Annotated in this window: 13 protein-coding genes and 2 pseudogenes; 3 read left to right on the forward strand and 12 right to left on the reverse strand. The window is 72.6% G+C overall.

Annotation, left to right across the window (positions count from 1 at the left end):
• Positions 1-311 precede the first annotated feature (311 nt).
• Positions 312-461: pseudogene (locus tag QFZ64_RS35205) on the reverse strand (IS3 family transposase); the annotation flags it as partial.
• A gap of 201 nt (positions 462-662) precedes the next feature.
• Between QFZ64_RS35205 and QFZ64_RS00365 the strand changes: the two are divergent.
• Positions 663-776, forward strand: a pseudogene (locus QFZ64_RS00365) (IS5/IS1182 family transposase); the annotation flags it as partial.
• Positions 773-1,171, forward strand: a complete 399-nt coding sequence (locus tag QFZ64_RS00370) for a hypothetical protein (RefSeq protein ID WP_307061083.1) — start codon at positions 773-775, stop codon at positions 1,169-1,171. The pseudogene QFZ64_RS00365 and the gene QFZ64_RS00370, both read left to right, overlap by 4 nt.
• Positions 1,172-1,874: 703 nt before the next feature.
• Here QFZ64_RS00370 and QFZ64_RS00380 read toward each other — a convergent pair.
• The 11 genes from QFZ64_RS00380 to QFZ64_RS00430 all read right to left on the reverse strand — a co-directional run bounded on the left by QFZ64_RS00380 (position 1,875) and on the right by QFZ64_RS00430 (position 13,447).
• Positions 1,875-2,654: an SDR family NAD(P)-dependent oxidoreductase gene (locus tag QFZ64_RS00380; protein ID WP_307061085.1), complete on the reverse strand. Its 780-nt coding sequence runs from the start codon at positions 2,652-2,654 to the stop codon at positions 1,875-1,877.
• The gene (locus QFZ64_RS00385) at positions 2,651-3,550 is read right to left on the reverse strand and encodes an SMP-30/gluconolactonase/LRE family protein (protein WP_373430521.1); all 900 of its coding nucleotides are present in this window, start codon (positions 3,548-3,550) and stop codon (positions 2,651-2,653) included. Before QFZ64_RS00385 ends, QFZ64_RS00380 begins: the two co-directional genes overlap by 4 nt.
• A gap of 192 nt (positions 3,551-3,742) precedes the next feature.
• Positions 3,743-4,708: a sugar kinase gene (locus tag QFZ64_RS00390; RefSeq protein WP_307061087.1), complete on the reverse strand. Its 966-nt coding sequence runs from the start codon at positions 4,706-4,708 to the stop codon at positions 3,743-3,745.
• Positions 4,705-5,337, reverse strand: coding sequence for a bifunctional 4-hydroxy-2-oxoglutarate aldolase/2-dehydro-3-deoxy-phosphogluconate aldolase (locus QFZ64_RS00395; protein ID WP_307061089.1), 633 nt, complete (start codon positions 5,335-5,337; stop codon positions 4,705-4,707). The genes QFZ64_RS00390 and QFZ64_RS00395 overlap by 4 nt, the downstream gene beginning before the upstream one ends.
• 69 nt (positions 5,338-5,406) lie before the next feature.
• Complete coding sequence (gene dgoD / locus QFZ64_RS00400) at positions 5,407-6,555, reverse strand: galactonate dehydratase (protein WP_307061091.1); 1,149 nt, start codon at positions 6,553-6,555, stop codon at positions 5,407-5,409.
• Positions 6,552-7,340, reverse strand: coding sequence for a FadR/GntR family transcriptional regulator (locus tag QFZ64_RS00405; RefSeq protein ID WP_307061093.1), 789 nt, complete (start codon positions 7,338-7,340; stop codon positions 6,552-6,554). Before QFZ64_RS00405 ends, dgoD begins: the two co-directional genes overlap by 4 nt.
• Positions 7,341-7,399: 59 nt before the next feature.
• Positions 7,400-8,671, reverse strand: coding sequence for a DUF4380 domain-containing protein (locus QFZ64_RS00410; RefSeq protein WP_307061095.1), 1,272 nt, complete (start codon positions 8,669-8,671; stop codon positions 7,400-7,402).
• A 3-nt stretch (positions 8,672-8,674) separates the two neighbouring features.
• Positions 8,675-9,760, reverse strand: coding sequence for a zinc-binding dehydrogenase (locus QFZ64_RS00415; protein ID WP_307061097.1), 1,086 nt, complete (start codon positions 9,758-9,760; stop codon positions 8,675-8,677).
• Between the two features lie 42 nt (positions 9,761-9,802).
• Positions 9,803-10,822 (reverse strand): ABC transporter permease, encoded by a 1,020-nt coding sequence (locus QFZ64_RS00420; RefSeq protein WP_307061098.1) that lies wholly within the window; start codon positions 10,820-10,822, stop codon positions 9,803-9,805.
• A gap of 11 nt (positions 10,823-10,833) precedes the next feature.
• Complete coding sequence (locus QFZ64_RS00425; RefSeq protein WP_307061100.1) at positions 10,834-12,369, reverse strand: sugar ABC transporter ATP-binding protein; 1,536 nt, start codon at positions 12,367-12,369, stop codon at positions 10,834-10,836.
• Positions 12,370-12,448: 79 nt separating this feature from the next.
• On the reverse strand, positions 12,449-13,447 hold the full coding sequence (locus tag QFZ64_RS00430) for a substrate-binding domain-containing protein (RefSeq protein ID WP_307061102.1): 999 nt from the start codon (positions 13,445-13,447) through the stop codon (positions 12,449-12,451).
• A 750-nt stretch (positions 13,448-14,197) separates the two neighbouring features.
• Between QFZ64_RS00430 and QFZ64_RS00435 the strand changes: the two genes are divergently transcribed.
• Positions 14,198-14,401, forward strand: a complete 204-nt coding sequence (locus QFZ64_RS00435) for a hypothetical protein (RefSeq protein WP_307061104.1) — start codon at positions 14,198-14,200, stop codon at positions 14,399-14,401.
• Positions 14,402-14,464: the final 63 nt, after the last annotated feature.

The raw sequence follows: 14,464 nt of genomic DNA on the forward strand, positions 1-14,464 counted from the left end.
CGGCGGTGACCGACATCCCCGTTCGTGACGGCCCCGGCGGTGTGGGCGCGGGCGAGCACTGCGTACCCGAGCGTCTTCGGAACGGCCCTGAGGTCCACTGACGCTGGGAAGCGCCTCGGTTCTGACGAATTCGTTCACCGGCCTCAAGGTGCCGACTCGACCATGCCAGGATCGACGGCGGACAGTCGCCACCTCATGTGGTTGGTCACCGCAGGTGCCGTCGGAGTTCTGGTGGACCTCGCGTATCCGGGCCACGACCCGGGCTTCGACGATGTGCCGGGCCGCTCTCGCGCCTGCGGTGCGGCGCCAGTAGCAGAAGCTCGAGCGGGCCAGACCGAGGATGTCGCAGGGCCGCTTCACGCCGTATCGGCGCTGGTGATCGTCAACGAACTGGCAGCGGTTCACCAGCGCGTCTCCATCGCGAAATACCGGGCCGCCTTGCGGAGAATATCCCGTTCTTCCTCGAGCTGGCGGATCCTCCTGCGGGCTGCGGCCAGCTCTGCTCGAACCGCGTCACCGCCGGCCGACGAGGCGGTGGGCGGCTCGGAGCGGGCGCCAGGTCGGCCGCCGTCGGCGGCCCGGATCCAGTTCCGCGGTGTCTCGGTGTTCACCCCGGAATCGGCGGGCCGAAGTGCTCACTGGAGTCCATGTGACCCCGGACATACCGGCCCGACAACGCCGCCTCCCGCGTCTACTGGGCCTCCACCGCCGGCATGCTCCGCCGCCTCACCACCCCCACCCCCGCCTGGCGGGACGACATGGAGCTGGCCGTGTGAACGTCACCGAACTCCTGCGGTCGCTGCAGGCCGAGCACGACGAGACAGCCGCCCGCGCCTACCAACTGCGGGAACAGATGGAGCAGTTCACCACCGTCCTGGCCGAGACCGAGACTCGCCTGGCCGAACTGGCCGCCACCCGCAAGGTCATCGACGGCCTCGCCTCGCCCGACCACGAACCCGCCCCCGCGGAGAACGCCACCGTCTACCAGCGCATGGTGACCGCGTTCAACGAGCACCCCGAGAAGCTGTTCCGCGTCCGCGATCTGCACGAACACCCTGACCTGCCCACCGGCGAGCCCTCGATCAACGTCACCCGCTCCCGCCTGGGCCGACTCGTCCGCCAGGGGTTCCTTGAGCAACCTGGACGCGGCCAATATCAGAAACGGACCTAACGCCCTCTGAGAGGTACGCATCGTCCGGCGCCACCCGTCCCGCACTCACCGAGCGGCGCCACGGCGAAGGCACGCGGCTGCAGCCGAGTGCGGGCACGCAGCGCTACCTGCCGGCCCGGGAGCTTCCTGGAAACGCTCCCCCCTGCGCAGCACACGGAACGTCAACGAACGCACCATCGAGACCTTCTACAACCGTCGCCGACTGCGCAGACACAAGAACTTCGGCTATCTCACCCCGGCCGAGACCAGGCAGTGGAACCAGCACGTCCTTGCGGCATAACGATCACGTGTCCGAGACCACGGGGAAGCTTCACTCCGAGCGTTACCCACGGAGGTGTACGTGACGCAGTGGACGCGCGCGCCGTCGCGCTCCTCCTCCACCGGGCCGAGGACCGGCCGCGTGGAGAGGGCGGGGGCCCGTGCGTACCGGTCGCGCCAGAACGCCTCGAAGGCTTCGGGGGCGGGCGGGGCCGGGACGCGCAGCAGTTGGTCCGGGGCCGTGAACCCCTAGGTCGGGTCGGACGGGAAGCCGTGGGAGGGGGCGACGGGTGGAGCCGTGCGGCGAGGGTAGCGGGCGCCTCGCCGCCGGAGCCCGGTGGACCCGGAGCGTCCGCTGCGGTGAAGGCCGCCTGGTGCCGCGCCGACGGGCCGCAGGATTCCGACCGCCGCACGAATCCGTGGCCCGGCGTCGCGGCCTCGCGGGTCAGCCCGCGAAGCGGGCGCCGAGGCCTCCGTCGACCGGGATCTCGGCGCCGGTGATGCCACGAGCGCCCGGTCCGAGCAGGAAGGCGACGGCCTCGGCCACGTCCCGGGGTTCGCACATCCGCCGCATCGGGTGCACGTTGACCACCTCGGCCTCGGCTGCCGCGGGGTCGGGCTGGGCGGCGAAGTAGTCGCGGACCAGGGCAGTCCGGGTCCAGCCCGGACTGACCGCGTTGACCCGCACCCCGTGCGGCGCGAGTTCGAGGGCCAGGCTCCGGGTCAGCCCCAGCAGACCGGACTTGGCCGCCGCGTAGGGGAAGTACCCGGCGGACGTGAGGCGGGCGTGCAGGGACGCGACGTTGACGATCGAGCCAGTCTCACGCTCGCGCATGACGGGGATCAGCTGCTTGGCGACGAGCCAGGCGCCTTTGAGGTCGACCGCGAAGACGCGGTCCCATTCGTCGGAGGTCATCGCGGCGGGGTCGAAGTAGGCGTTGATCCCGGCGTTGTTGACCAGCAGCGTCGCCGGGCCGAACCGTTCGGCGACGGACCCGGTGGCCGCGGCGACGCCTGCCTCGTCGGTGATGTCGACGACCAGCGGCAGCATCCGGTCCGCGTGGGCGGCATGGCGGTCGGCGGCCCGTTCGAGTGCGGCCTCGTCGCGGTCCAGCACCGCGACGGCGGCGCCTCCTGCCAGCAGGGCGTCGACGACAGCCTCGCCGATGCCCTGGGCGCCGCCGGTGACAATGGCGGTGCGGTCCTGGAACGGGTACGGGCTCACAGTGCCTCCCTGTGGGTGGCGCCGCCGGAAGGACGGGCGGCGATGGTCGTGGACGGGACCCCGGGGGCCCCGGGGTGCAGGATGGCCGGGCGGGCGGGCGGTGCCGATGCGCCGACCTCAGCGGCCAGCACCCGGCCGTCGTGCCGGGGGGCGCCGCCGGACCGGGTCTCGTCGGGGCGGTCGTCAGGCAGCGGAGTGAGACCGATGGCTGCGGTAGCCACGAACAGGGTGCCGTTGACGAGCGCGGGGCTGGTGGGCTGGACGGCGGGGAGCGGCAAAACGGCGGTGAGGGTGCCGTCCGGTGCGTAGCGGTGGACCGATCCGGCGCCCCAGACCGCTACCCAGAGCCGGCCGTCGTCGTCCACCGTCATGCCGTCCGGGCTGCCGGCGTCCGGGGCGAACACGGCGAACCCGGTCCGGTCGAGCAGTCGCCCGTCGTCGAGATCCACCCGGAAGCGGTCAATGCGGCCCTCGGCGCTGTCGGCCAGGTACATCACCGTCCCGTCGGCCGTGAACGCCGGACCGTTGGGGATGGTCAGTCCGTCCAGCACGGTGGTGACGGACCCGTCGTGATCGACCCGGTGGAGCCGTCCGAGGCCGCGCTCCGGTCCGTAGGGCATGGTGCCGAACCAGAAGCGTCCCGATGGGTCGCAGCATCCGTCGTTGACGCGGCTGCGCACGGGATCAGCGGCGCCGGGGTGGGCCAGCCAGGTGAGGCTGCCGTCGGGGGTGATCACGGCGGCGCCGGTCCCGACCGCCGCCAGCCAGTGTCCGGGCAGGCCGGCCAGGGGTGCGACGGCGCCCAGCGGGACGTCCAGGCGCAGCAGGACGGCCCCGTCGCCGGGGGTGGCGGGGTCGAGGGCGGTGAGGGTGCCGTCAAGGATGTCGACGGTCACCAGGTGGTCTCCGGTGTGGCGAAGGCCTTCGCCCAGTTCGCGCCGGTGGGTGTTCCAGGGGCGGAACGCCGGTGGGGCGGTCGCTCCGGTCGGGTGGCGGGTCAGGGCTCTCTCCTTCCGGTCCGCCGCACCCTCCGCAGGTCGGGGACGGGTGCGGGGCTGCGGACGCGTCAGCGGGGCACGGCGGGGTGGTCAGCGGAGCGTGGCGCCGTCCTCCCTGTCCAGCAGGGTGAGTTCGCGGCGTTCGGGCAGTCCCTGCCAGTCCCCCACCGAGCCGACGGCGAAGGCGCCCAGGGTGTTGGCGCGTTCCAGGCGGTCACGCGGACCGAGGCCGTCGAGCAGCCCGGACAGCAGGCCGGCGGTGAAGGCGTCGCCTGCGCCCACGGTGTCGAGGACCGTGACGCGGCGCGCGGGAGTGCGTTCCCGGCCCTGCGGGGTGTGCAGTTCGGCGCCGTCGCCGCCGAGTTTGACGGCCACCTCCCGGGTGTGGCCGCTGGACAGCAGGGACCGGACGCGGTCGGTGGTGGTGCGGGCCGAGGGGTCGGCGACCAAGGCGAGTTCGTCGTCGGAGGCGATGACGAGGTCGGCGTCCCGGGCCAGCGGGCGCAGGACGTCGGCGGCCTGGGACGCGCTCCAGAGCCGGGGGCGGTGGTTCACGTCCAGGCTGACCAGGATTCCCGCGGTCCGGGCGGCGTGGACGGCCGCACGCACCGCGTCCAGCGGCTGCGGCCCCAGGGCGCAGGTGATGCCTGTGACGTGCAGGACCCGGGCGCCGCTGAGCATGGCAGCCGGCACGTCTTGGGGGCACAGTCGGGAGCCCGCCGAGCCCGCCCGGTAGTACTGGATGCGTGTGAGGTCGGCGATCCGCGGTTCGGAGAGCAGCAGCCCGGTCGGTCCGTCGTGGTCGGTACGGGCCCCGGTGACGTCCACGGACTCGGCACGCAGGGTACGCAGGACCAGGGTGCCCAGTTCGTCGTCACCGACCCGGCCGATCCAGCGGGCGCGGTGTCCGAGCCGGGTCAGCCCGATGGCCACGTTGGACTCCGCTCCGGCTACCGAGAGCCGCAGGTCGGCCCCCATCCGGAGCGGGCCGGACGCCCGGAGGACGGCCATCGTCTCCCCGAGGGTCACCACTTCGGGGGCCGTCTCGGGGCTCACTCCCCCTCCCGGTGGCGGGCGAGGGCGGCGAGGAAGGCGCGGCACCGTTCCCGCAGCGCGTCCGGGTCGCCGCCGTGCGGGGCGTCCCCCATGATGGGCGACCCCACGCCGACGGCGAGGGCCCCGGCCTCCAGGTAGGCGTGGGCGGCCTCGGTGTCCACGCCCCCGGTCGGTACGAACGGGACCTCGGGCAGCGGTTCGCGCAGGGAACGCAGATAGGCCGGGCCGGCCGCGGAGGCGGGGAAGAGCTTGACGGCGGAGGCGCCCTCGCCGACCGCCCGGACGATCTCGGTGGGGGTCAGCGCCCCGGCGACGACGGGCAGTCCGAGCGCGTGCGCGGTGACGCTCCCCTCGGCGAGTGCGGGCGTGACGACGAAGGCGGCGCCGGCCTGCTGGACGGCACGGGCGTCGTCGCCCGTGAGCACCGTGCCGGCGCCGATGAGGGCGTCACCGGACTCCCGGGAGCTGCGCGCGATGATCCCGGCCGCGTCCGGAGTTGTCAGGGACACCTCGATCAGGGCGATGCCCTCCTCGCGGAGGATGTGCACGGTCCGCTCAGCGGCCTTCGCGTCCGTGCCTCGGACGATGGCGATCACGCGTTCACGGCGGAGTCGGTCGACAAGGCTCATACGGGTCACTCCTCGGGGCTGCGGTGGGGATGCGGGGTCGGGCGGTCCGGCGGTCCGGCGGGGGCCGTGTCACCACTCGGCGAACGATCCGTCCGAGTGGCGCCAGAGCGGGCTGCGCCAGGGAGAGCCCGCCGCGGCATCGGCCCGGCGGACCGCGTTCTCGTCGACGGTGATGCCCAGACCCGGTCCCGTGGGGCGGGCGACGTGTCCGTCGGTGAAGCGGAAGACCTCCGGGTCGACGACGTAGTCGAGGAGTTCGGCGCCGTCGTTGTAGTGGATGCCGATGCTCTGTTCCTGTATCAGGAAGTTGGGTGTGGCGAAGGCGACCTGGAGCGAGGCGGCGAGCGCGATCGGTCCGAGGGGGCAGTGCGGTGCCAGCTGGACGTCGAAGGTTTCGGCGAGGGCGGCGATCCGGCGCAGTTCGGAGATGCCTCCGGCGTGCGAGGGGTCGGGCTGTGCGACGGCGATCCCGGCGGTCAGCGCGGGCAGGAAGTCCCAGCGCGAATACAGGCGTTCGCCGGTGGCGATGGGCACGGTGGTGGAGCGGACGAGCGGCTCCAGCAGCCGGGTGTGCTCCGGGGTGACAGGCTCCTCGGCGAACAGAGGGTGCAGTTCCTCCAGCGCGGCGAGCAGGCGTCGCGCCCCGGCGGGACCCAGACGGCCGTGCAGGTCCACGGCGACGTCCCGGCCGGGGCCCAGCACCTCGCGCGCGGTGGCCACCCGGGCGTGTGCGGCGGCGATGTCGGCCGCGCCGCCCAGGCGTCCGGTGAGGCCGGTGGCGTTCATCTTGACGGCGGTGAACCCGGCCTCGACCTGGGCGTTGACGGCGTCGGCGATCTCGGCCGGTTCGTCGCCGCCGACCCAGCAGTAGACCCGGACCCGGTCGCGGACGGCGCCGCCGATCAGGTCGTACACGGGGACGCCGAGCGCCTGGCCCCGGATGTCCCACAGAGCCTGGTCGATGCCGGCGACGGCGCTGGAGAGCACCGGTCCGCCGCGGTAGAAGGTGCCGCGGGTCATCACCTGCCAGTGGTCCTCGATGTGCCGGGGGTCCAGCCCGACGAGGTACTCGGCCAGTTCGCCGACGGCCGTACGGACGGTGTCGGCGCGGCCCTCGACCACCGGCTCCCCCCAGCCGACGATCCCCTCGTCCGTCTCGACACGGCAGAAGAGCCAGCGGGGCGGTACCCGGAAGGTCTCGATGCGGGTGATCTTCATGGTGCTTCTCGGTCCTCCGGTTCGGTGCCGTGCCCGCTGTCCCGGCCGGTGCGGTCGTCGTCGTCCGCCTCGGCCCCGGTGCGGGTACGGGAGGGGTCTGCCGTGCGGGCGAGGTCGGCGTCGGCGCGGGCGAGCAGCGCCCGCATGGCCTCCTCTGCGGCGGACGGGTCCGCGTCGCGCACGGCGCGCAGGACGGGTTCGTGCGCGGGGACCGGGTCGTCGGCCTCGGTGGAGTGGACGAGCCGGTCGCGTTCGGCCAGGGCCGGTCCGATGAAGACGTCCATGCGCTGGAGCAGTTCGTTGTGGGTGGCCCGGAGCAGGGCGCGGTGCCAGGCGAGGTCGGCCTCGGCGGCCTCGGCCGGGTCGCCGGAGGTCTCCCCCATGCGGGCGAGGGCCGCCTCCAGCGCGGTCAGGTCTTCCTCGGTGCGCCGTTCGGCGGCCAGGCGGGCGGCGGCGGGTTCGACGACCAGGCGGAGCTCGGCGAGGTCCCGCAGGACCAGCTCCGGGGTGTCCGCGGCGAACTGCCAGCGGATGACGTCGGCGTCGAGCAGGTTCCAGTCCTCCCGGGGGCGGACGAACGTGCCGCGTTTCTGCCGCGCGTCGACCAGACCCTTGGCGGTGAGCACCTTGACGGCCTCGCGCAGCACCGTCTGGCTTATGCCGAGTTCGTCGATGAGGGAGGTCATGTCCAGGGTCTCCCCCACCCGCAGGCGTCCCTGCACGATGCGGGTACCGACCTTCTCCACGATCTGTCCGTGCAGGCCTCTGCCTACGTACTCGGCCATGTTCCGTCCCTTCTCGCCCCGCACGCCCCACGCGGTGCGCACACCCCACTCTATATAATTTATGAATTAAAATGGGGGCGAATTCCGCTCTCCCCGACGGTGATGCGGGCCACTCGCGCTCTGCCACCGCCGGGCAGCGGTGCCGTCAACTCCCAGCGCCCGTAATGCTCCTGTCCCTCCGGCAGGCGGACGCCGCAGGCCCGCCCCGGCTCCAGCGTGCCCAGCACTAGCGGCTGCGTCCCGGCCGGACCGCGCGCTTCCAGCCGACCTGCGGTGTACGGCACGAAGACGCCCTCCGGCCCGTCGCGGAGCGGCCCCGCCCAGTAGCCGGCCGGGGTCACCGCCCGAACCGGGCCGGCCGAGGGCCCGACACCGAACTCCACTTCGAGCACGGCCGACGCCCCCGGCGCCAGCGTCGTCAGCGGCCCCAGCGCCTCACATTCGACGACGTGGTCACGCGGCCGCAGACCGCCCAGATGAGGCAGCCCCCCAGCCAGCGGGCACTCCATCCACACCTCGGCGCGCGACCCCTCGTCGGGATAGGAGCCCTCATGGACGGTGAAGCGCTGCGCCAGGGTGCGTTCCGGCCCGACGTGCGCCAGCCATCCCGCGGAGTCGGGGAAACCCACCTTCCCGACGACGTCCTGGTGCGGTACACACAGCACGTCGGCAGCGGCCTCCAGCACCCGCGGCCGACCGGTACCGGCGACCAGCGGTACGGTGGGCGGCCGCCCGGACCGGGCGCGGCCGAGGTAGACGCCCTCGGCACCCGCCGGGCTCGCCGGCGGCGCCCCGGCGATCTGGGTGACGTTCCACAGCGCCCAGCGGCGTTCCACGGCCGACGTGTTGGTCATCGTCAGGTGCAGGCCGAAGGCCGTACTGCGGGGGCGCAGTGCGATCCGGCGCTCCAGCCGCAGGCCGGTGCGGGGATCGTCGCCACTGGTCAGCACGAGCGCCGCTGTGCCGTCCCGCTGTTCCACCCGTGCGGTGTACGGGCCCGAGTCCAGCACCGGGTCCGGGGGGCCCGCCCACTGGCCGGGGCCGTCCCAGCCCTGCGGTGCGGGCCAGGTCTTGTCGCCGCCCCAGTTGAGCCAGTCGGCCATCGGTCCGTCGTGCGGGCCGGCCCGCACGCCCGGCAGCGGAGTGAGGTCGTCGTCCAGGAGGCGGGGGTTGCGGTAGAGGAACTCCGAGCCGCCCAGCGTCACCGAGAGGAGCCGGCCGCCCAGCCCGGGCGCGGCGGTCACCGTCAGGGCGCCGGCGTCCAGCGTGATCAGCTCTCCGTACGCGGTCGGTGTGCGGTGTACCCGCACCGCGTCGTCCGCGGCGGTCACCGCTCAGCCGTCCAGACCGGGTTCGAGCACGACCTTGCCCCGGGCAGCGCCCGCGGCGAGCCCGAACGCCTCGTCCGCCCCCGCGAGGCCGAAGCGGTCGCTGACGATGCGCTCCGGCCTGACGCCCCAGCGCACCAGGTTGCGTGCCAGTTCCGCCATGACCGGCACCGAGGTGACCCAGGAGGCGTAGAGCGTGACCTGCTTGTGCAGGAGGGCGTCGGAGACCTCGGTCTCCAGCGTCCCGCCCTCGCCGACCAGTGAGATCCGTCCCCATTCGGCGATGTGCCCGATGGCGGTGGACCTGCCGGGGCGGGTGCCCGAGCAGTCGATCGCGGTCGAGGCCCCCCGCCCGCCGGTGAGCGCCGCCACGGTGTCGGCCGCCTCTTCCGGGGTGACCGTAGCGTCGAAGACGTCCAGTCCGTCCGCCCAGGCGCGGCGCTCGGGCGAGACCTCCACCCCGATGACCCGCCGCGCGCCACGCCCCCGGCCGGTCATCGCCGCGGCCAGGCCCACCGGGCCGAGGCCGACGACGAGCAGGTCGTCGTCGCCGTTCACGCCGATCCGCCGGATGCCCTCGTAGGCCGTGCCGAAGCCGCAGGCGATGAGTGCCCCGTCGACGAAGTTCAGCTCGTCGGGCAGCGGCACCAGGGTGTGCTCGTCGGCGAGCAGGTAGTCGGCCGCTCCGCCGTCCCGCTGCCAGCCGTAGGCCGCGCGGGAGGGGTCGGCGCAGCTGATCTGGTAGCCGCGTGCGCAGTTGTCGCAGAGTCCGCATCCGGCGATGTGGTAGACCAGCACCCGGTCGCCCGCCCGGTACCGCCGCACGCCGGGGCCCGTCGAGACGACGGTGCCGCTGGGCTCGTGACCGGCGACGACGCCCCGGTAGGCGGGACCGTCCACCCCGCGGTGGCTCTTGTGCTCACGGTAGATGTAGCCGATGTCGCTGCCGCAAATACCGGCCGCGCCCACCCGCAGCAGTACCTGTCCCGGGCCGGGCACGGGCACGGGCAGCTCCCGCACCTCGGCGGTGCTGTTGCCCGGCAGGTACACGCCGCGCATGGTGGCGGGCAGCGGGGCGGTGGTGTCGCTCATGGGGTGTCCTTCGTGTGGGTCGAGCGGGTCAGGGCGGACGGGTCACGTGGTGCGTGTCGTGAGGCTCTTGCGGGAGATGACGACGTTGATGAGTACGGCACCGACGATGATCAGGCCGCGCACGACGTCCTGGAGGAAGGAGTTGACTCCCAGCAGAACCAGCCCGTTGGCGATCACCGAGATGAACACGACGCCCAGCATCGTCCCGACCAGGCTTCCCCGGCCTCCGGCGAGAGCGGTGCCGCCGATGACGACGGCGGCGATCACGTCGAACTCCAGGCCCGCTGCCGCGCCGCCGTTGCCCGAGCCCAGCCGGGCCGCCATCAGGATGCCGGTGAGAGCGGCGAGCACTCCCGTCGTGGCGAAGAGCACCACGCGCACCCGGCTGATCCGGATGCCCGCCAGCCGTGCGGCGGCTGCGTTGCCGCCCACCGCGTAGACCGACCGCCCGTAGGCCGTCCGGCGGGCGACGTACCAGAACGCCAGGAACAGCAGCACCAGAACGATCGCCGGGGTGGGGACGCCCAGGATCTTGCCGCCGAGCGCCTCCATGAATCCGCCACCAGGGGTGGCGACGGGGAGCGCGTTGGTGCTGTAGAGGGCCAAGCCGCCCAGCGCGCTCCAGAGTCCGAGCGTCGCGATGAAGGACGGCACCCCGAACCGGGCGCGCAGCCAGCCGGCCGCCGACCCCCAGAGCGCACCGGCGATCAGGGTGAGCAGCAGCGCGATCGGCAGCCCGAAGTCCCATTCGGAGGCGGCCTTGGCGAAGAGCACCGAGGCGAAGGCCACGGCCGGGCCGATACTGATGTCGATCTCCCCGGCGATGATCACCAGGGTGACGCCGAGGGCGGGTATGCCGACGGTCGCGGCGTCCCGCAGGATGCCGAGCTGGTTGTCGGCGCTGAGGAATCCGCCCGCGATGACGCCAAGCACGATGTACAGCACCACGACGGCGGAGAGCAGACCGAGTTCGTTCAGGTGGCGCAGCCTGCGGAAGCGGACGGCGCCTGCCGGTGATGACGTGGGGCCGGACGGCTTGTCGGACACAAGGGTCGAGGACATGGTTGTCTGCCTCACACTTCCACGGCCATGGTGGCGGCCATGATGTCGTCGAGAGTGATGTCGGGTGCGAGGAACTCGCGGGTGAACCGGCCGTTCTGCAGCGTCAGGACCCGGTCGCAGACGAGCGGCAGTTCCTCCAGCTCGCCGGAGACGAAGACCACGGCGGCGCCTTCGTCGGCCAGGGACCGGATCAGCCGGTAGATCTGCTGCTTGGCCTCGACGTCCACACCTCGGGTGGGTTCGTCCAGAAGCAGCACCCGGCTGCGGGCGTGCAGCCAGCGGCCGATGACGGCCTTCTGCTGGTTGCCGCCGCTGAGGTTGACGATGGGGGTGTCCAGGCCCGGGGTCTTGACCGCGAGCCGGCGCACCAGCTCGTCACCGCCCTCAGCGGCCCGGCGGGGGGAGAGACCGACCCGGCCGCTGATCCCGGCGAACCAGGCCATCGTCATGTTCTCGCCGACGCCCAGCAGCGGGACGATGCCCTCGCCCTTGCGGTCCTCGGGGGTCATGCCCACCCCGAGCCGCTTCATCTCGGCCGCGGAGGGACGCGCGACCGGCCGCCCCTCGAAGGCGACCGTGCGCTCGGCCTCGGGCTCGAACCCGGCGACCGAGCGCAGTAGTTCGCTGCGTCCGGACCCCAGAAGCCCGCCGATGCCCAGCACTTCACCGGCGTACAGGTCGAAGCCGATGTCCTCCAGCTTCGGCGCCAGCGTCAGGCCCCGCACGGACAGCAGCGGGGCACCGGAGCGGTTCACCGTGCGTGGCGCGAACGGCTCCTGCTCACGGGCGGCCTGGCCGAGCATGAGGGCGACGATCTGTGTGGTGGTCGCCTCCTGGACGTCCACGGTGTCCACCACTCTGCCGTCCCGGACGACGGTCACGCTCCGCGCCACCTGCCGGATCTCGTCCAGCCGGTGGCTCACGTAGATCACCGCGACACCGGATGCGGAGATACGGCCGACCGCCTCCAGGACGGTGCGCGCCTCACCGGCGGCCAGCGCGCTGGTCGGCTCGTCGAGGATCAGCAGCCGAGGCCGGCGGCGTACCGCGCGGGCGATCTCGACGAGCTGCTGCTCGGCCAGCGAGAGGGAGCCGACCGTGGCCTCGGGACTGACCCGTACGTCCAGTTCGGCCAGCACCTCGGCGGCCTCGCGGCGCATGCGGGGGAAGTCCACCCCGGACAGGCCACTGCGGGGCCACTCGCCGAGGAACAGGTTCTCGGCGACCGTCATTTCCGGTACCAGGCTCAGTTCCTGGTGGACGGTGGCTGCACCCAGCTCGGCCGCCCGGCGCACCCCGCCGTGCCCCAGGGTCTCACCGCCGATGCGTACCTCACCGCTGTCGGGGACCTCAACACCGGACAGCATCCGGATGAGCGTGGACTTGCCCGCCCCGTTGCGTCCGAGGAGGGCGCGGACCTCACCGGGTTCGATCCGGAAGTCGACGTCGGACAGCGCGCGGACACCCGGGTACTGCTTGTTCAGGCCGCTCGCCTCGGCAGCCGGCACGGGGGCGGGCCGGCCGGGCGGCGGTGAGGGGGTCGTCATACTCGCTCCAGGGGAACCGGAGGGACGGGAAAGGGTCCGGAAGGGGTCCTGACGGCGTCGGCCGCGGACCCGGCGGCCGTCACGGCAGGCCGTCCGGGTGGGTGGTCAGCCACTCGCGGGCGTCCTCGGGGGTGGAGTAGAGCCTCACCGGGGCCGGCACGATGGGGCTGTCCAGCTTCTCGCCGTCGATGACCTTCGCGGTGGTGCGCGCGGCCAGCTCACCGACCTCGATCCCGGAGATGTCCACATCGGCCCTGAGTACCCGGTGGTCGGCCAGCTCCCGGGCCAGGTCGGCCGTCATGTCGCTGCCGAAGACCACCGTCCGGCCGACGAGGCCGCGCTGGCGCACGACGCGCACAGCGCCCATCGTGCTGCCGCCCGACTCTCCGTAGAAGGCGTCGACCCGAGGCTGCGCACTCAGGATGCGGTCGGCGACCTCGAGGGCCTGGTCGATCGTGGTGCCCTGCTGGTTGGTGACGATCCGCGCCGCGGGCAGCTCGGCGAACAGCGCCTTCTCGAAGCCCAGCCGGCGCTGGATGCACACCTCGACCGTCTCGCAGTTGAGTACGGCGATGTGGGGATCGTCGATGCCTTCGGACTTGAAGTACTTGGCGGCCTCCGCCCCGGCCAGCTCCCCGAACTTCAGGGGATCGCCCAGCACCCAGGCGCTCACGTACTTCCGCGTCGCCTCCTCGGTCAGGCAGGTGTTGTAGCAGACGACCTTGACGCCGCTCTCGTGCGCCAGGCGCACGGCGGGGACGGACGCCGTGGTGGAGACGGGCGAGAGCACCAGGGCCTTCACCCCCGCGGCGCTGACGGTGTCGACGAAGGTGCTCTCCCTGGAGGCGTCGCCCTGGGCGTTCAGCTCCAGCAGCTGCACCTCATCCCCGAGGCTGCTGACCGAGTCCTGCATGCCTTTACGGACACCGGCGTAGAAGCCCTGTGCGTCCATGTAGACCAGCCCGACCCGGCCCCCGTCCCCGGCCCGCGGTATGCACCCGGTCAGCGCGACCATCGTCAGCGCAAGACCGAGGCACACGACGACCGCGGTGCGACGCCGCTCCCTGCCGTTCCTCATGACATCACTCCGAATCACGTGCAAAAGCTACGCACGACCACATTCAGCGCGGATCGGCGCCGCGGCGTGTGCTCCGAGTATGAAAGAGACACCCGAGCAAGGTCAAGATTAATTGCTAATTAATGAATTGATCGTGATCGGCGCCCATGTTGCCGGGCGGTGACGCCTCCGGAGAGCCATACGGGCATCGCGAGGCAGCGTGCCGGCGGAGCGAAGCAGCGTGCCGGCGGAGCGAGGCGGCCCTCTCGGGGACCGGGGAGACCGCCGAACACGGGCCGGGACCCGCACGTACGCCGCCCTGGCGCGGCGCCCGAGCGGCCAGAGCGGCAAAGCAGCAGATCGAACCGCGCTCCGGAAGCCGGCGGACCCTCGTACGGTCGGCGCGGCCCTGGGGGGTGGTGGCCGCTGCCGCGCGGCCCAGCCATACGTTCGGGCGGCACTTCGGCAGCCGCACGACAGGCGCCGCCCCCGCTTCCTGCCCGCCCGCTGGAAGCGCAACCAGAAAACCGCCCCGGGGTCCGCGACGACGCCAGGTCCGACGAACTGCGTGCGCTGCCCGCCCGGTACGGGGAAGGAACTCGCCTGAGCCGGCCGGCGGCGCATACCGGCCGGCTGTCACGCCCCCCCTCGCTCAAGCACTCAGGCGCAGATGCCGGAGCACGGAAGGAGCACCGCCCCGGTCAGTAGCCGACGTCGAGGAGTCGATGCCGGTGAAGTCCACCAGCAGTCCGTGCGCGCCGTCCGCGGTCCTTGAAGCAGATCTCCTGGAGTCCTTTTGGCCACGATGTCCTGGAGCTGCTGCTCGGCGGCGCCGGCGCGGTCTCCGGCTCGCCCATCCCGTCCGGGCTGACCCCCACCACCCCGTCCCCCGGTTCCCTGACAGGCTGCTCACCAGGGAACCGGGCCGTGCTCGTCGAATCGGAAGACCTCACCCAGTGCGTCGCCTGCTGGTGACTACCTCATTGTGTCAGGACCTCTTAGACCGTGTCCTACGTGGTGCTGGCTCGTTGGGCTCGT

The sequence above is a fragment of the Streptomyces sp. B3I8 genome, assembly GCF_030816915.1.
Classification (GTDB): domain Bacteria; phylum Actinomycetota; class Actinomycetes; order Streptomycetales; family Streptomycetaceae; genus Streptomyces.